This is a genomic window from Rhodococcus sp. NBC_00297 (assembly GCF_036173065.1).
Classification (GTDB): Bacteria; Actinomycetota; Actinomycetes; order Mycobacteriales; family Mycobacteriaceae; genus Rhodococcoides.
The window spans coordinates 2741566-2755787 of the sequence record NZ_CP108041.1; the positions used below are offsets into that span (position 1 = coordinate 2741566).

Annotated in this window: 18 protein-coding genes; 8 read left to right on the forward strand and 10 right to left on the reverse strand. The window is 70.6% G+C overall.

What is annotated here, in order from left to right; genetic code table 11:
• Positions 1 to 4: 4 nt before the first annotated feature.
• Complete coding sequence (locus tag OG947_RS13060; RefSeq protein ID WP_328812027.1) at positions 5 to 1417, reverse strand: hypothetical protein; 1413 nt, start codon at positions 1415 to 1417, stop codon at positions 5 to 7.
• A complete protein-coding gene (locus OG947_RS13065; RefSeq protein ID WP_328812028.1) occupies positions 1414 to 2664 on the reverse strand; it encodes a hypothetical protein in 1251 nt (416 codons plus the stop codon). The genes OG947_RS13060 and OG947_RS13065 overlap by 4 nt, the downstream gene beginning before the upstream one ends.
• A gap of 67 nt (positions 2665 to 2731) precedes the next feature.
• Between OG947_RS13065 and OG947_RS13070 the strand changes: the two genes are divergently transcribed.
• The gene (locus OG947_RS13070) at positions 2732 to 3481 is read left to right on the forward strand and encodes an isocitrate lyase/PEP mutase family protein (protein WP_027506251.1); all 750 of its coding nucleotides are present in this window, start codon (positions 2732 to 2734) and stop codon (positions 3479 to 3481) included.
• A gap of 1 nt (position 3482) precedes the next feature.
• Here OG947_RS13070 and OG947_RS13075 read toward each other — a convergent pair whose 3' ends face one another.
• Positions 3483 to 5675 (reverse strand): AAA family ATPase, encoded by a 2193-nt coding sequence (locus tag OG947_RS13075; protein ID WP_328812029.1) that lies wholly within the window; start codon positions 5673 to 5675, stop codon positions 3483 to 3485.
• Between the two features lie 75 nt (positions 5676 to 5750).
• Here OG947_RS13075 and OG947_RS13080 point away from each other — a divergent pair, with 75 nt between their 5' ends.
• A complete protein-coding gene (locus tag OG947_RS13080) occupies positions 5751 to 6461 on the forward strand; it encodes a type 1 glutamine amidotransferase (protein WP_328812030.1) in 711 nt (236 codons plus the stop codon).
• Here the strand turns inward: OG947_RS13080 and OG947_RS13085 are convergent.
• The 7 genes from OG947_RS13085 to OG947_RS13115 form a co-directional block, all read right to left on the reverse strand.
• Positions 6458 to 7312: a CDP-alcohol phosphatidyltransferase family protein gene (locus OG947_RS13085; RefSeq protein ID WP_231476405.1), complete on the reverse strand. Its 855-nt coding sequence runs from the start codon at positions 7310 to 7312 to the stop codon at positions 6458 to 6460. The two genes, OG947_RS13080 and OG947_RS13085, sit on opposite strands and share 4 nt — an antisense overlap.
• A gap of 83 nt (positions 7313 to 7395) precedes the next feature.
• Positions 7396 to 8109: a phosphatidylserine decarboxylase gene (locus OG947_RS13090; protein WP_056441430.1), complete on the reverse strand. Its 714-nt coding sequence runs from the start codon at positions 8107 to 8109 to the stop codon at positions 7396 to 7398.
• Positions 8110 to 8219: 110 nt separating this feature from the next.
• Complete coding sequence (locus OG947_RS13095) at positions 8220 to 8492, reverse strand: GlsB/YeaQ/YmgE family stress response membrane protein (protein WP_056073977.1); 273 nt, start codon at positions 8490 to 8492, stop codon at positions 8220 to 8222.
• Between the two features lie 141 nt (positions 8493 to 8633).
• Entirely contained in the window at positions 8634 to 9848 is a 1215-nt protein-coding gene (locus OG947_RS13100) for a PQQ-dependent sugar dehydrogenase (RefSeq protein WP_285184276.1), read from the reverse strand.
• A complete protein-coding gene (locus OG947_RS13105) occupies positions 9848 to 10315 on the reverse strand; it encodes an SRPBCC family protein (protein WP_027506258.1) in 468 nt (155 codons plus the stop codon). The genes OG947_RS13100 and OG947_RS13105 overlap by 1 nt, the downstream gene beginning before the upstream one ends.
• Before the next feature lie 43 nt (positions 10316 to 10358).
• A complete protein-coding gene (locus OG947_RS13110; protein ID WP_222638023.1) occupies positions 10359 to 10811 on the reverse strand; it encodes a hypothetical protein in 453 nt (150 codons plus the stop codon).
• On the reverse strand, positions 10802 to 11341 hold the full coding sequence (locus tag OG947_RS13115) for an RNA polymerase sigma factor (RefSeq protein ID WP_328812031.1): 540 nt from the start codon (positions 11339 to 11341) through the stop codon (positions 10802 to 10804). The genes OG947_RS13110 and OG947_RS13115 overlap by 10 nt, the downstream gene beginning before the upstream one ends.
• A 122-nt stretch (positions 11342 to 11463) precedes the next feature.
• On the opposite strand from OG947_RS13115, the gene OG947_RS13120 reads away from it, so the two are divergent.
• The 6 genes from OG947_RS13120 to OG947_RS13145 are packed head-to-tail and all read left to right on the forward strand — an operon-like array spanning position 11464 to position 14217.
• Positions 11464 to 11949, forward strand: coding sequence for an Asp23/Gls24 family envelope stress response protein (locus OG947_RS13120; RefSeq protein WP_056441439.1), 486 nt, complete (start codon positions 11464 to 11466; stop codon positions 11947 to 11949).
• Positions 11946 to 12332 carry a hypothetical protein gene (locus OG947_RS13125; RefSeq protein WP_231476392.1) on the forward strand — a complete coding sequence of 129 codons (387 nt, stop codon included), beginning with the start codon at positions 11946 to 11948 and terminating at the stop codon, positions 12330 to 12332. The genes OG947_RS13120 and OG947_RS13125 overlap by 4 nt, the downstream gene beginning before the upstream one ends.
• Entirely contained in the window at positions 12329 to 12649 is a 321-nt protein-coding gene (locus OG947_RS13130) for a hypothetical protein (protein WP_328812032.1), read from the forward strand. The genes OG947_RS13125 and OG947_RS13130 overlap by 4 nt, the downstream gene beginning before the upstream one ends.
• A gap of 23 nt (positions 12650 to 12672) precedes the next feature.
• Positions 12673 to 12852, forward strand: coding sequence for a DUF2273 domain-containing protein (locus tag OG947_RS13135; protein WP_027506261.1), 180 nt, complete (start codon positions 12673 to 12675; stop codon positions 12850 to 12852).
• A complete protein-coding gene (locus OG947_RS13140; protein ID WP_328812034.1) occupies positions 12845 to 13669 on the forward strand; it encodes a hypothetical protein in 825 nt (274 codons plus the stop codon). Before OG947_RS13135 ends, OG947_RS13140 begins: the two co-directional genes overlap by 8 nt.
• Positions 13666 to 14217: a hypothetical protein gene (locus tag OG947_RS13145; protein WP_222638025.1), complete on the forward strand. Its 552-nt coding sequence runs from the start codon at positions 13666 to 13668 to the stop codon at positions 14215 to 14217. Before OG947_RS13140 ends, OG947_RS13145 begins: the two co-directional genes overlap by 4 nt.
• Positions 14218 to 14222 lie beyond the last annotated feature (5 nt).

A 14222-nucleotide genomic window follows, 5' to 3' on the forward strand; every position in this document is an offset into this window, starting at 1 on the left:
GTGCTCACGCACGGGGTGCAGGGGGTTCGGCGTCCGGCTCGGGGGCATCTGTGCGCCGGGACAGCCACACGATGCGCAGCGTGCAGAGCGCGGCGACCCCGAGCAGGAGGTAGGCGGAGACGAGGTCGGTGGACGTGTTCTCCGACAGCAGTCTGTCGAGGTTGTCGTAACCGAGCACGGACACGCTGCCGGTGGTCCCGGTGGACTGGTCGGACCCGATCGACAGCTGATTCAGCCATTCGGGGTCGAGTGTCTGCGCCGGTACCGGCGCCGCCGCACTGAAGAGGATCGCGATCCCGGGCAGCGCCGCCGCCAATGGCCGCACCGTCGCGTGCGGATCCGCGGTGACGGCGGTCAGGGCGATCGGAACGAGCGCGGCCACCACCCCGAGTGCTGCCGCGGACACCTCGTCGACGCTCACGAGGGCAGCGCCCATCGGCAGCGCGGTGAGTGCCAGGGCCGCGAGCCCGGACGTGATGCGTCCGACCGGGAGCCGCCAGGCCAGGACGGCGCCGAGGACCAGTCCGACCACGCCCACCACGGTGAGCAGCCGGGAGTCGAGCAGGGTGCGGGCGCCCACGTTCCACATCGCGACGGCAGCGGCGGTGACGAGGATCGCGACCAGCACCGTTCGTGCATCGGCCGACTCCCACCGTGCGGCGACGCGGTCCACGACGACGAGCGCCACGATCAGCACGACGATCGCCTTCCACAGTGCGTACTCGCCGGTGCCGACGATCTCGACACCCACGCGGCAGACGACGGCGACGATCACCGCGTAGACGCTGAGCCGCACCAATTCGCGGGCGGTCGGGTCGTCGTCGGGATCAGCGGCCGGTCGATGCAGAACGGCGGCGACGATGCACGCCGCGAAGGCGGAGCCGATCAACCACCAGGCCGGTTCGCCGAACACGCTGGTGCTGTCGAGACGCGTCGCCACGAAGGCGGCGGACGCGGCGGTCGTTCCGACGGAGGCGAGCAGCGTTCCGCCGAGCACGCCGGTCGCGAGGGCCACCCATCCGGCGGCGGATCGCCGGGTGGCGTGCAGGACGAGGCCGACCAGGACGCCGGCCACGCACGACTTGAGAATGTGCAGTGCGGTGAAGACGGCCAGGCTCGCCGCTTCGGGAATCGCCACCTTGGTGAAGGCGAGCACCACGACCAGCAGGGCCGCACACACCCAGGGGGCGATGCGTGTCGGCATCCGCAGTCCGACGGCCAGCGCGACGGTGACCACCACCAGCACCTGCCCGACCACGGTGGCGGTGGACTGGGTGGACGACCACCCGATCAGATCGTCGACGGTGGCCGCGAACGGCCACGTGTCGCTGCGGGGGCCGGACCACGCGAGAGCGCCGAGAGCTCCGACGAGCGCGGCTGCGAGGAGGGAGGCGGCGAGGGCGATGTGGTGTCTCACCCGCGGCGCCGTCGGATCAGTTCGGCGCCGACGGCGCACAGAGCGAGGCAGGTCACCGTCACCAGTGTCCCTGCCGTGGGCTCGGTGAGGGTGACGGACCCCGACTGCAGGGTGAGGGGCGTGTACGCCGTCCAGCCGAAGTCCGCCGAGATCGGGGACGAGGGCATGGTCGTCAGAGCGAGGGGGACGAGCAGGCCGGCGCCGACGACAGCGGCGGGTGACGGCACGTCGACGGACGCGGCGCCGGCCCCGACGACGGCGCCGGTCGCGAGCGCCGCCGCGATGACGGCCACTCCGGTGAAGGACGTCCCGAGGTGGATCGCCGCCACCACGGCCGCGCAGCACAGGATGGCCAGCGGTGTGCCCACCGCGGGTCGTGCACGGGCGCCTGCCGCGGCGCCCACGGCGCAGGCGAGTGCGACCCCGACGACGAGGAGAAGGGGGAGGGCCGTGGTGCCCGCCGTCGTGAGGACGACGACGGAGGCCGGCCGCGTCGACAACCACAGCACGGTGCCCGCGACGACGAGGACGCCGCCGCTCGGCAGTGCCAGAGCGACACCGACGAGCACCAGGGTGACGACGATCGTCGACACCGACCACGCGGCCGTCGTGGTCACCGCGCCCATCCCGGCTGCTCCGGCGGCGGCCGTCAGGTTCGTGACCAGCACCGGGACGAGTCCGACGAGGGCGACGATCACTGCCGTCAGGGCGGTGCGAGTCGAGGAACTCCGGGACGAGCGCTGCGTCCTCGACTGCAGACCGATCGCGAGCACTGTCACCACCATCGCGGCGACGAGTGCGACCGTGCGGGACGTCGTCGTGTCGGTGTCGACGTAGGAGGCGTAGCGCCGCGGTATCGCGACGACGGTGATGCTCAGGACCAGAGAGACGGTCGACGCGACTCCGAACGCGGCGACCCACAGGCGTCGGACCGAGGCGAGGACCGCGAGCACGCCGAGGACGACGCCACTGCCGAGCGCCCCCAGCAGGGACAGGGCGGCCGAGGATCCGAGAGTGCCCAGAACCAGCGCTGCGCCGCCGACGGCAGCGAGGACCGCGGGTGCGGCTCTGCTCGATCGCCCCGTGAGCAGCGCGGCCACGGCCACGGCTGCCACCACCGCTGCGGGGCCGTTGCCGGTGTCGGCGACGAGATCGGGCGACGTCACGGCATGCACGGCGGTGCCCGCACCGACGACGAGGGCGATCGGCGTCGACACGGCGTCGAGACGTCCACCGGATGCGCTCACGCGGCGAACCTATCGGTCTTCATCCGGTTTCGGGAATCGACAGCGGCCCCCCTCGGTTGCCCCGAGCATGACACTCGCAACGAAGGCCACGACCCTCCTCGAACTGCACGTCCCCGGAAACCCGGTGATCCTGCCGACCGTCTGGGACGCCTGGTCCGCGAACCTCGCGGTGAGCGCGGGTTTCACTGCCCTGACCGTCGGCTCGCACCCGGTGTCCGACTCGATCGGCAAGCCGGACAACGAGGGCATCACCTTCGACGAGCTGCTCACTCGCATCCGCCAGATCACTGCCGCCGTCGACGTGCCGATCTCCGTCGACATCGAGTCGGGCTACGGCGAGGACCCGAAGCGTCTCATCGAGGGGCTGATCGACGCGGGTGCGGTGGGCCTGAACATCGAGGACACCGTGCACAGCGAGGGCGGCCGTCTGCGTGAGGCGCAGGAGCACGCCGACTTCGTCGGTGCACTGCGAGCAGCCTCGGATGCCACCGACGTCCACGTGGTGATCAACGCCCGTACCGACCTCTTCGTCAAGCAGATCGGTGACGAGAATGACCGCGTCGACCGCGCGATCGCCCGCCTGAAGCTGGCGGCCGCTGCCGGTGCCGACGTGCTCTACCCGGTCGGCTTCCACAGCGACGACGATCAGAAGCGACTCACCGCGGAGCTCCCGTTGCCGGTCAACGCCATCGGCCACCCGGTGAAGAACTCGAAGTCCGCCCTCGCGCAGCTGGGTGTCGGTCGTGTCAGCTTCGGCCCCATCTTCCAGATGGTGCTCGCCGAGCGCGCGAACGAGGTGCTCGCCGACTGGGCGTGACCTAGTCCCTCGTGCTGTAGGCCTCGAGAGCGGCCACCTGCACCGGATCGAGTGACGGCCGGACGGCGTCGCGCGCGGTCGCGACGTCGTCCGCTGTCACGACGGCGGTGTCGACGTTGCGGCGCATCGCGGCGAGAGCCGCCTCGCGCAGCAGTGCCGCACAGTCCGCGGCGGAGTACCCGTCGAGATTTTCGGCCAGAGAGTCGAGATCGACGTCGTCCGCCAGCGGCACCGAGGCTCCGGCCGTCGCGAGGATCGCGCGACGCGCCTCGGCGTCGGGCGGCGGTACGAACACCAACTTCTCCAGTCGTCCGGGCCTCAGAAGTGCCGGGTCGATGAGCTCGGGCCTGTTGGTCGCGCCGAGGATCACGACGTCCTGCAGCGGCTCGACACCGTCCATCTCCGTGAGCAACGCGGCCACCACGCGATCTCCGACGCCGGAATCGCTGCTCTGCCCGCGGCGCGGTGCCAGGGCGTCGACCTCGTCGAGAAAGATGAGCGACGGTGCCGAGTCCCGTGCTCGCCGGAACAGTTCGCGGACGGCCTTCTCTGACGAGCCGACCCACTTGTCCATCAACTCCGCGCCTTTGACGGCGTGCACGCTGAGTTGCCCCGAACTGGCGAGTGCCCGGACGACGAACGTCTTGCCGCACCCCGGCGGGCCGTAGAGCAACACGCCCCGCGGCGGCTCGACACCGAGCCGCGCGAAGGAGTCGGGATGGCGCAGCGGCCACAACACCGCTTCGGTCAGCGCCCGCTTCGTCTCCACCATGTCGCCGACGTCGTCGAGGGTCAGGCTGCCGACCGCGAGTTCCTCGGTCCCCGACCGGGAGAGTGGCCGGATCACCGACAAGGCCCCGACCAGATCGTCCTGTGTGAGAACGGGATCGGCCGAGTCCCGGTGGGCACGCACCGCGGCCCGGACGGCTGCCTCCCGGCACAGGGCTGCGAGGTCCGCGACGACGAATCCGGGTGTGCGCAGGGCGATCTCGGCTGGGATGATCTTCCGGGTCGGAACATCACGTAGCAGCGCTTCGAGCAACGCGGCGCGCTCGACCGACCCCGGAAGCGGGAGTGCGAGCTCGCGATCGCACAGATCAGGTCCGCGCAGACGCGGATCAGCGGCGTCCGGCCGTGACGTCGTGCAGATCAGGACGGTCCCCGGTGTCTGCACCACCTGTCGCAGGCGATCGAGGACGAGAGTCGACACCGGATCCGCCGCAGAGCCCCGTCCGTCGGCGGACAGGGGGAGCAGCGCATCCACGTTACCGACGAGAAGCACTGCACCGGTGGGGCTGTCGGTCAGTCGATCGGCCGCGGCGACCACCGCGGCCAACCGGTCCTCGGGGGCGAGCGACCCGACCGACGGACCGTCGATCTCCACCAGCCTGCGACCGGCGGCGACGGCGCGGACGAAGGTGGACTTGCCCACGCCGCCCGGCCCGGTGACCAGGACGCCGAGCTGGGCCGACGCGCCGAGAGTGCGGAGCAGCTCGGGGCGATCGAGCGAGAGTTCGAGCCACTCCGTCAGTTTCGCCGCCTGGTCGCGTACACCGACCAGGTCGTCCACCGGAATCACGGGCTGGGGCGGAGCCTCGACAGGTTGGGGTGTCGCGCGGTCGTTCGACTGTCCGCGGGCAGCGGCGCCGCGCGTCACGGCCGTCGTGGGCTGGATGCTGACGATGCCGGCCGGGTCGGTCGACGTGACGGTGAGCAGTTCGGTGGTCCACGCGACACCGACCGTGCGCGAGAGCGTCTGCGAGACCGACGCGGTGGAGGTGCCCGGCCCCAGGTCGCGGGGCAGGAGCGACACGGCGTCGCCCGCGACGACCACCTTTCCCAGCAGTGCTCGGCGCAGCGTCGCGTCGTCGAGCGCGGTGGTCGTCGCGGATCCGTGCACCAGGACGGTGCGTGCCGCCTGCACCGAGACGGGTGCGACGACGACCGACGCGTTCTCCGTCAGTCCCGCGTTCGACATCGTCACGTCGTCGAGCAGCACGGTCCCCGTGGGCGTTCCGGCCGGTGCCTGTGCCACTACGGTGGCGGTACGCCTCGCGCCGATCAACTCGACGGCGTCCCACTCGCGCAGTCCGAGCGCGGTGAGCACCTCCGCGTGCACACGGACCACCCCGCGGCGGGCATCGGCGGCGGAGGTGGTGAGGCGAACGGTCAGGGCGAGATCGGGGGTGCTCACTCCCCGAGCCTATCGAGCCGACCGGCCCGGGCTCTCGCTCCAGCGTGTGCAGTCTGGCCCGTTTATGCTGCGCGCATGACTCGTGCCGCCCTCGTCTTCCACGAACGTGACCACGCCCTCGGCGTCCGGAACGTCGGCTCGATCGGCCCGGCTCTCCGCGATCGCGGATTCGAGACGACGACCTTCTCGTTCGAGGGTGACAGCCGCGACGCGGACCGGCCCACGGCCTCGTCGTTCGACCTGATCGTGCTGATGGGCTCACCCGACGCCGCCTACGACGATGCGCTCCCGTGGCTGGCGGAGGAGATCACCTGGCTCGGTGACGCTGTCGCGCAGCGCGTTCCGGTTCTCGGTGTGTGCTTCGGTGGTCAGCTGCTCGCGCGGGTGCTCGGCGGGACCGTCACGCGTGCGGCCGAGTCGGAGCACGGATTCGTGACCGTGCGGACGGAGTCCGACGAGCTGATCACCCAGGGTCCGTGGATGCAGTTCCACGACGACACGTTCACGCTCCCGCCGGGCGCCGAGCCGCTCGCGACCACGGCGGCCGCACTGCAGGCCTTCGTCTCGGGACCGCACATCGGTCTGCAGTTCCACCCGGAGATCACGGTCGACGTGTTCGAGTCGTGGATCGAGGGGTGGGACGCACGGGGAGTGCGGGCGGAGGTGGAGGCGAATGTGGACGTCCCCACGATCCGCGCCGAGGTCGCGCGGCGGGAGCAGGCCTCCATCGAGGCCTGCTCCCGGTTGATCGACGCGGTCCTCGCTCGTGCGGGAGTGGCCCGCTAGATCTCGTCGCGGGGCGGGACGTCGGCTGCTCGGGCGCTCGGTGACCGAAGTCGGAGCCGAGCCGAACTCGCCGTGGCGCGGGCGGGACGACGCCGCCGGGCGATACCGGTGCGTGCCGGGCGGTCCTTGCGCATCGCTCGTCGTACGGCCCGTCGCTCGGCGGGCTTGGCCTCCCACGTCTCGGGCCGCGCGGCCACCCATCGCTGCGACCGCACCGCGAACGGGATGTGGAGCAGATACAACACGATGAGGACCATGAGCAGCACGAACGGGAACGTGATCAGTGCCGCGCCCGCCAGGCCGACGAGGATCAGCAGCAACGTCGCCATTCTCGGCGGAACCGAGACGGTCTTGAACGCCATCGTCGGGATACGGCTGACGATGAGTAGGGCCGACAGCACCACCCAGGTGGCGACGACGTAGTACGAGGACCACCAGCCGTTGCCCCACTGCTCCTCCGCAGCGAGCGGGAGGAGTGTGACCAGGGCCCCCGCCGGAGCGGGGACACCCACGAAGTACTCGCCGGCGAACGCGGGCCGGGAGTCGTCGTCGAGAAGTGTGTTGAACCGGGCGAGGCGCAGCACGATGCTCACCGCGTAGATGAGGGCGATGACCCACCCGCCGCTGCTGCCCTCGAGGAGCGTCACGTACAGCACCAGGGCCGGCGCGACGCCGAAGGAGATGGCGTCGGCGAGCGAGTCGAGCTCGGCTCCCATCCGGCTGGTCGCGTCGAGCATGCGTGCGATGCGACCGTCGAGGGCGTCGAAGACGGCGGCTGCGCCGATCATGGCGAGCGACAACCCGAGTCGACCGTCGAGCGCGAACTTCACGGCGGACAGTCCTGCGCACATCGCCAGCACCGTGACGGCGCTGGGCAACAGGCGGACCGCGCCCTGGCGGCCGGTGGACTCGTCGGCCTGCTCGCGTGCCGCGCTCACGGAAGCTCGGCCAGAACCGTCTCGGCTCCGATGGCGCGCTGCCCGACGATCACCGCCGTCCGCGACCCCTCCGGGAAGTAGGTGTCGACGCGCGAACCGAAGCGGATCAGTCCGTAGGTGTCGCCGATGGTGAGCGAGTCGCCCACGGACGTGGTGTTGACGATGCGTCGCGCGAGCAGTCCGGCGATCTGTACGACCGCCAGGTCGTGACCCGACGGTGTGCGCAGATGCATGCTGGTGCGTTCGTTGACCTCGCTGGCGTCCGCGAGGTCGGCCGACAGGAACTGTCCGGCCTTGTGCACCACGGCCTCGACCGTGCCGGACACCGGGACGCGCTGGACGTGGACGTCGAGCACGGACAGGAAGATGCTGACCCGCGGCAGCGGAGCGGTGCCGAGGTTCAACTCGGCGGGCGGCACCGCGTGGTCGACGAGTGCGACCTCACCGTCGGCGGGGGCCACGACAACCCCGGCCCGATTCGGCGGGACGCGCGGAGGGTGGCGAAAGAAGCCCGCCATGGCTCCGGCGGTGAGCAGCGAGGCGGTGCGGACGACCCGGTGGCGGCGGCCGAGTCCGGCGAGCGCCAACGGCACTGCGACGAACGGGGCACCGGCGGGATGCAGCGGCGGAATGCTGCGCCGCACCAGGTCCACGATGTGTCCTGCTCCGGTCGGTTCAGGCGTACCAGGGGGGACAGGTCTGCGGGCCACGGGCTCCTCTTACGTCGATTCGGGCACACTCTCACGGCCCGAGGGATGTGCGGACACGACTCGGGGCCCCTCACAGATTACGTGAGGGGCCCCGAGAGGTGGGGTCTGCGTCAGACGCGCGAACCGCGTCCCGTGACTGCCTTGACGATGAACAGCAGGATGATCGCGCCGACGAGGCACGTGACGAAGCTGAAGATGATGCCGCCGCCCTGGACGTCGACACCGAACGCGCGGAGCAGGAATCCACCCAGCAGGCCGCCGATGATGCCGACGACGATGTTGAGGATGATGCCCTGCTGCGCATCCGTCTTCATGATCTTGCTGCCGATCCATCCGGCGAGTCCGCCGATGATGATCCAACCGATGATGCCCAGACCCAACATGATGGAACCTCTTTCAGATCAGCTTTGCTGCCCGTGGACCGGGCATGACTACTGACCTTCTGTACCCGGCCCCGATACTCAGCAAACGTTAAGTCGGACGACGGCACATCACGATCCGGCCTCGACTGCGTGACGGCGGGCCTACTGCGGCGTGACCAGCAGGATCTGGTCGGTGTCGCCGTTGTCGGTCGTCACGAGCAGCGTCCCGTCCGGTTGTGCCGACACCGTGCGGATGCGGCCGTACTCGCTGAGAGCGGGAATCGTCGACTGCGCGTCCACCGTGGTGCCGTCGTCGGAGAGATCGAGGAGCAGGACCTCCTGGCCCTTCTGCACGCCGACGGCGAGCATGCCGTTCCACGCGCCCCAGGCGTCACCGTCGAGGAACGTGGCCGACGCGGTGGCGATGGTGCTCGGGCCCGAGCTCCACACCGCGTTCCGGGCGCCGGGTACACGGTCCGGATCGGTCATCGCGACGGACTCGTCGTAGCCGCCGCCGCGGTCCGGGCGGTACCCGTAGTTGCCGCCCGCCGCGAGGAGGTTCACCTCGTCGTCCCGCGACGTGCCCTGTTCGACGGAGAAGATCTGATCGGTGCCGGGCCGGGCGGCCAGTCCCTGGACGTTGCGGTGGCCGAGTGTGAAGACCGGGCTCGCGGGGTCGGGATTGCCTGCGGCCGGTGCGCCCGTGGCGGCGTCGACCCGGAGGACCTTGCCGCCGAGCGACGTCGGGTCCTGCGGAACGGTGCCCTGAGCCGAGTCGCCGGTGCCGATGAACAGGGTGCCGTCGGCGTTCGCCAGCACCCGGCATCCGCCGTGGCGACCGGAGGTGACCGGGAACCCGGAGACGACGGTGCGCTCACGCGTGAGGCTCGCGTAGTCGTCGGCCACGGTCCATGCGACCACGCCGATGGTGGGGTCGTCGCCTCGAATGCCCTGGCAGGAGTACAGGGTCCGATCGGTCTCGAAGGTCGGTGACAGTGCGAGGCCCATCAGACCGGTCTCCGATCCGACGAACAGATCGCCGAGATCGGCGCTGATCGGTGTCGGCTCACCACCGGGCCGGATCGCGGTGAAGCGGCCGGGGCGCTCGTCGAAGATCACGGTGCCGTCCGGCGCCCGGACCACGTCCCACGGGTGATCGAGCCCGGTGGCCAGTGAGGAGACGACGACGTTCGGGACGGCGCTCGCGGCGTCCGCGGACATCGGTCCCGGTGTCGTTGCCTGCGATGTCGGCGATTCGGGGGTGCCGGCCGCGGGGGAGGCGTCGGACTCGGTCGTGGTCGAGCACGCCGTCGTCGCCAGAGCAGCGGACAGGGCGAGGCCGGCGAGGGCGCGGGTCGTGCGGGCGCGAGGGGTCATCACTTCACGGTACGAGCAGAACTCTCGGCCGCGTCCTTGATCTTCGCCAGGGTGGACGCCATGCCCCGCTCGAGTTCGGCCTCGAAGTTGCGTGTGCCGCCCAGCACCAGTCGCACCGCGGTGTCGGAGACCTTGGTGGTGCCGCCGGGTGCCTCGCGACGCTCGGTCACGCGTGTGCCCGTCTCGGTCGGTTCCAGGAAGTAGGACCACACCGTGTGGTTCTCGGTGATGCGGAACGCGAGCAGTCGCTCGGGCTCGAGGCGCACGACCCGCGACGTCGTGGGCCACACGAGGGGTCCGCGCCGATTGACGTTGAGCGTGCGGGTGCCCACGCGCAGTGGGCCGAACACCTTCATCACCGCGCACTGGGGGCTCCACTCACCCATGCGCTTCAGGTCGGACACCACGGACCAGACCGCGCTCGGCGGTGCATCGATGTCGACGCTGACGGACAGGGGTGTGGCCATGGAGTTCTCCCGGTGTGTTCAGGCAGGCTGGGTGGTGACGCCGTCAGGGTAGTAGGACGTCCACGACGTGCACCGCGACGTCCTCCGCCGTGAGAGCGGTGCCGAGCGTGGTGTTCACCGCGTCGGCCGTCCTCCCGGTCAGTGTCACCGCCAGCGCGGCCATGTCCTGGCCGTACGTCACGGCGATGTCCAGGGACACCCCGGTACACCGGCGTCCGTCGACGTCGAGATCGATGCCCTTGACCCCGCAGGGCAGTTCCGACAGGGCGCGGGCGATGGACAGGAGCACCAGGTGGTCGCCTACCCGGAGCGAGTCGCCGTCGACGAAACCCGGGTGCGAGGCGTCCAGCGCGCGTGTCCGCCGAGCCGTCGCGCGGAGTGCGGCGAGGATCGCCGTGCTGGCCTCGACCCAGGACGGCACCTCCTCGTCGCGCAGTTCCTGTGCGGCGCGGCTGAGCACGGGATCGTCCGGCTCGTCCGCCGTGTCTAACGCCATGACGCCATCCTCTCGCTCAGAGTGGTTCGTGCGCGGGTGACCTGACCGCGCACCGCGGACGGCGACATGGACAGGATCTCCCCGATCTCGACATGAGTCATTCCCTCGACCTCGCGGAGCAACCAGCACGAGCGCTGCATCTGTGGCAGTGCCCCGAGGGCCACGCGCAGCTCGGCGAGGAACCCCGATTCCGTCGCCCGCACCTCCGGATCGTCCGACACGTCGCTGACGGCGTCGTCGAACAGCCACTCCTCGTGCGGACGGGGGATGCGGCGCCGCGTGGCGTCGATGGCCTTGTGTGCGGTGATACCGAACAGCCATGTGCGCAGCGCCGAGTCGGACCGGTAGTTGCCGAGGCTCTTCCAGGCCGCGACGAACGCGTCCTGGACCACCTCCTCCGCGACGCCGTCGTCACGCGACATGTTGCGGGCGTACCGGAACATCGCGGGACCGTGCGTGCGGACGATCTCCTCGAATGCGCCGCGGTCACCGATGATCGCAGCGTCGACGAGAGCCGCATCGCTGTCCACGGAGCAGATTCGAACCAGCGGGTGTGAAACGACAGTGGTGTGGCATACATCACATCCGCATACGTTTTCCTCGGTCCGCCTCGACCTACTCCCGACACAACGAACCCGAAAGGATGACGTAGATGACGACAGCACAGGGATCCACCACGTCCACCACCGCCACCGGCTCGAACGGTGCGCTGGACAAGAAGACCGACTCCACCGGTGCACTGGTCGCGTCCGACGGCCGCACCACCATCGCGGACGTCGTCGTGTCCAAGATCGCCGGCATCGCCACCCGTGAGGTCCAGGGCGTGCACGACGTGGGCGGCGGCGCGACCCGCGCCATCGGTGCACTGCGCGAGCGCATCCCCGGCGCCCGGGTCAACCACTCGCAGGGCGTGTCCGTGGAGGTCGGCGAGAGTCAGGCAGCCGTCGACATCGACATCGTGGCCGACTACGGCGTGTCCATCGCGGATCTCGCGGCGGGCATCCGTCGCAACGTGATCGACGCGGTCGAGCGGATGACCGGCCTGCAGGTCACCGAGGTCAACATCACCGTGCACGACGTCTTCCTGTTCGAGGAAGAAGACGAGCGCGACGACGCAGCACCCGCACGCGTTCGATGAGCCCCGCGGCACCGTCGGGCAGCGATCGCGCCGATCTCGTCGCGGACGCGGTCGTCGCGGTGGACGGAGTCGCCTCGTTGCACGGCGGGATGTTCGGCGAGATCGGCACCTACCTTCCCGGTAGGCGCGTCGCCGGGGTCGCGATCCGGGACGACGGGACCGAGATCCACATCGCCGTGACCCCGGACGCCGTCGTACGCGAGACGGCCGACGCGGTTCGCCGCGCCGTCCGTGCGGTGGTCGATGCCCCGGTGCACGTCGTGGTCGAGGACGTGGCGTCGCCGTCGGACGGCGGCGCCGACACAGGGTCCTCCGGACCGGAACCGACCGAGTCCTCCGAGCCGGGGTCGACCTCGGCTCCCGGGGGTACTCTCCGCCCGTGACCCAGCCTCGTCCGCAGCACGCCGACCCCGCCTATCGCGAGGCTCGGCGTGCGGCGGCGAGAGCGCACCATCCCGACGCCGGGGGCGACGCCGAGTCGCTCATCCGTGCGTTGCGCGACATCGACGCGAAGTTCTCCCGCGGGACCGTCGCGACGCAGGTGGTCGTCGGCGTCTCCCGACGACGGCTCGCCGTTCGACGCCTGTCCCGGGTCCGTCGACTGCTGCCCACGCGGCGCACCTACGTCGACCTGCCCACGAGCTCGGCCGACCGGCCACCCAGACCCACGGACCCACGTTCTCCCTCCCGGGAGAACTGACCGCTCTCCACGATCGGAGCACCATGACTTCCTCGACCATCGGCCTTCTCGCCGGCCTCCTTCTGGCAGTCGCTGCCGCAGCCGGCGGATTCACCGGATTCCTCGTCGCTCTCGTCCTGGGTGCGATCGGGTTCGCCGTCGGCGCGTACCGCGACGGAAACTTCGACCCCGAGGCTCTCCTGCGAGGTCGCGGCCGTGGCTGACACCGCCCCGAGCGACACGGCGGACGGAGCGGACACCGTCTCGAAAGACCTGTCCGACAGGCCCGACCCCGGGACGATCGACCCCGCGCAGCGTGGGTCGCTCACAGTCCTCGATCGCGCGGTCGAGTCCATCGCCGACGCCTCCCTCGGTCGCACCGACGGTGTCGTCACCTCCGGCGGGAGCTTCGGCCGCAAACCGTCCCGTGCGAAGGTGACGAAGCAGGACGACCGCGTACGCGCCGCCGTCGACGTGACCGTGGCGTGGCCGCGCTCGGCGGTGTCCGTCGCCGACGATCTCCGCCGCGACATCGCGCGCGGCATGACCGACTCGGGCCTGCGCACGGATTCCGTCGACGTACACGTCGGCGACTTCGGTTCCGTGTCCTCGTCCGCCGCGCCGGCGTCGGGCGCGACTCCCGCGCCGACCACCCGGCCGCTCGCGGCTCCGGCCGCGACCCCGATCGCGATCGTGGTGTCGCTGCTGCTCCTCGCCGGGGCCGGTGTGCTGATCCGCGACGCGCTGGTCGGATTCTCCGTCATCAGCGGTCGAGAGTGGACGGCGAGCGCACTCGACTGGATCGACGGACTCACACCCCTGTCCTGGATGTTCCCCGCGGGCATCGCCGTGGCGGTCGTCGGAGTTCTGGTCGTCCTGGCCTCGCTCAAGTGGCGCGCCCGTCGGTACCGGTCCAGCGGGATCGCGGACGACGTGTGGGTGCACAAGGCCGACCTGGCGAAGGTGACCGAGCCGGAACCCACGGTGGCGGCCGCACCCGAGACCGCGGCCACCCCGACTGTCGCAGGAGGCGAGAAATGAAGCGGACCACGGTGTTCTTCGACCGCCTCGGTGTCCTGATCATCGGACTCGCGCTCGTGGCCGTCGGCGGTGGCGCCGCACTGTGGCAGCGCGATCGACTCCCGTTCGAACTCACCGAGGTCGACGCGTCGGTGGTGACCGACGCGCAGGACCAGCAGTGGTGGCCGTGGGCTCTCCTCGGCGCCGGAGTGCTGATCGCGCTGCTCGTGTTGTTCTCACTGGTACGAAGGCTGCCGTCCTCAGCGGGGCGCACCCTGTCGCTGCCGGTCACCGGCGATCCCGACGGCCGCGTGACCGTCGATCTGCGATCGGTCGCTCACAGGGCGGCCGACACCGCCCGCGAGGTCGACGGGGTGAAGTCCGCGCGTGCGCGTCTGCGTCACGAGCGGTCCGACGGTCGCCGTGTCCCGGTGATCACCGTGGTGGTGCGGGCCGAGGAGTCCGCATCGCTGCGCACCGTAGCGGAGAAGTTGACGGACGTGCGCAGCGCGGTCGCGTCGGTCGTCGGCGACGGTGCCGTCGGCGTTCGGGTACTGCTCTCGGCCTGACCCTC

Excerpts from the sequence above, each read along its gene's own strand:
- OG947_RS13070 (WP_027506251.1), top strand. The coding sequence starts at position 2,732 with ATGACACTCGCAACGAAGGCCACGACCCTCCTCGAACTGCACGTCCCC.
- OG947_RS13080 (WP_328812030.1), top strand. The coding sequence starts at position 5,751 with ATGACTCGTGCCGCCCTCGTCTTCCACGAACGTGACCACGCCCTCGGC.
- OG947_RS13085 (WP_231476405.1), bottom strand. The coding sequence starts at position 7,312 with ATGTGCGCAGGACTGTCCGCCGTGAAGTTCGCGCTCGACGGTCGACTC.
- OG947_RS13095 (WP_056073977.1), bottom strand. The coding sequence starts at position 8,492 with ATGTTGGGTCTGGGCATCATCGGTTGGATCATCATCGGCGGACTCGCC.
- OG947_RS13100 (WP_285184276.1), bottom strand. The coding sequence starts at position 9,848 with ATGACCCCTCGCGCCCGCACGACCCGCGCCCTCGCCGGCCTCGCCCTG.
- OG947_RS13105 (WP_027506258.1), bottom strand. The coding sequence starts at position 10,315 with ATGGCCACACCCCTGTCCGTCAGCGTCGACATCGATGCACCGCCGAGC.
- OG947_RS13110 (WP_222638023.1), bottom strand. The coding sequence starts at position 10,811 with ATGGCGTTAGACACGGCGGACGAGCCGGACGATCCCGTGCTCAGCCGC.
- OG947_RS13120 (WP_056441439.1), top strand. The coding sequence starts at position 11,464 with ATGACGACAGCACAGGGATCCACCACGTCCACCACCGCCACCGGCTCG.
- OG947_RS13125 (WP_231476392.1), top strand. The coding sequence starts at position 11,946 with ATGAGCCCCGCGGCACCGTCGGGCAGCGATCGCGCCGATCTCGTCGCG.
- OG947_RS13135 (WP_027506261.1), top strand. The coding sequence starts at position 12,673 with ATGACTTCCTCGACCATCGGCCTTCTCGCCGGCCTCCTTCTGGCAGTC.
- OG947_RS13145 (WP_222638025.1), top strand. The coding sequence starts at position 13,666 with ATGAAGCGGACCACGGTGTTCTTCGACCGCCTCGGTGTCCTGATCATC.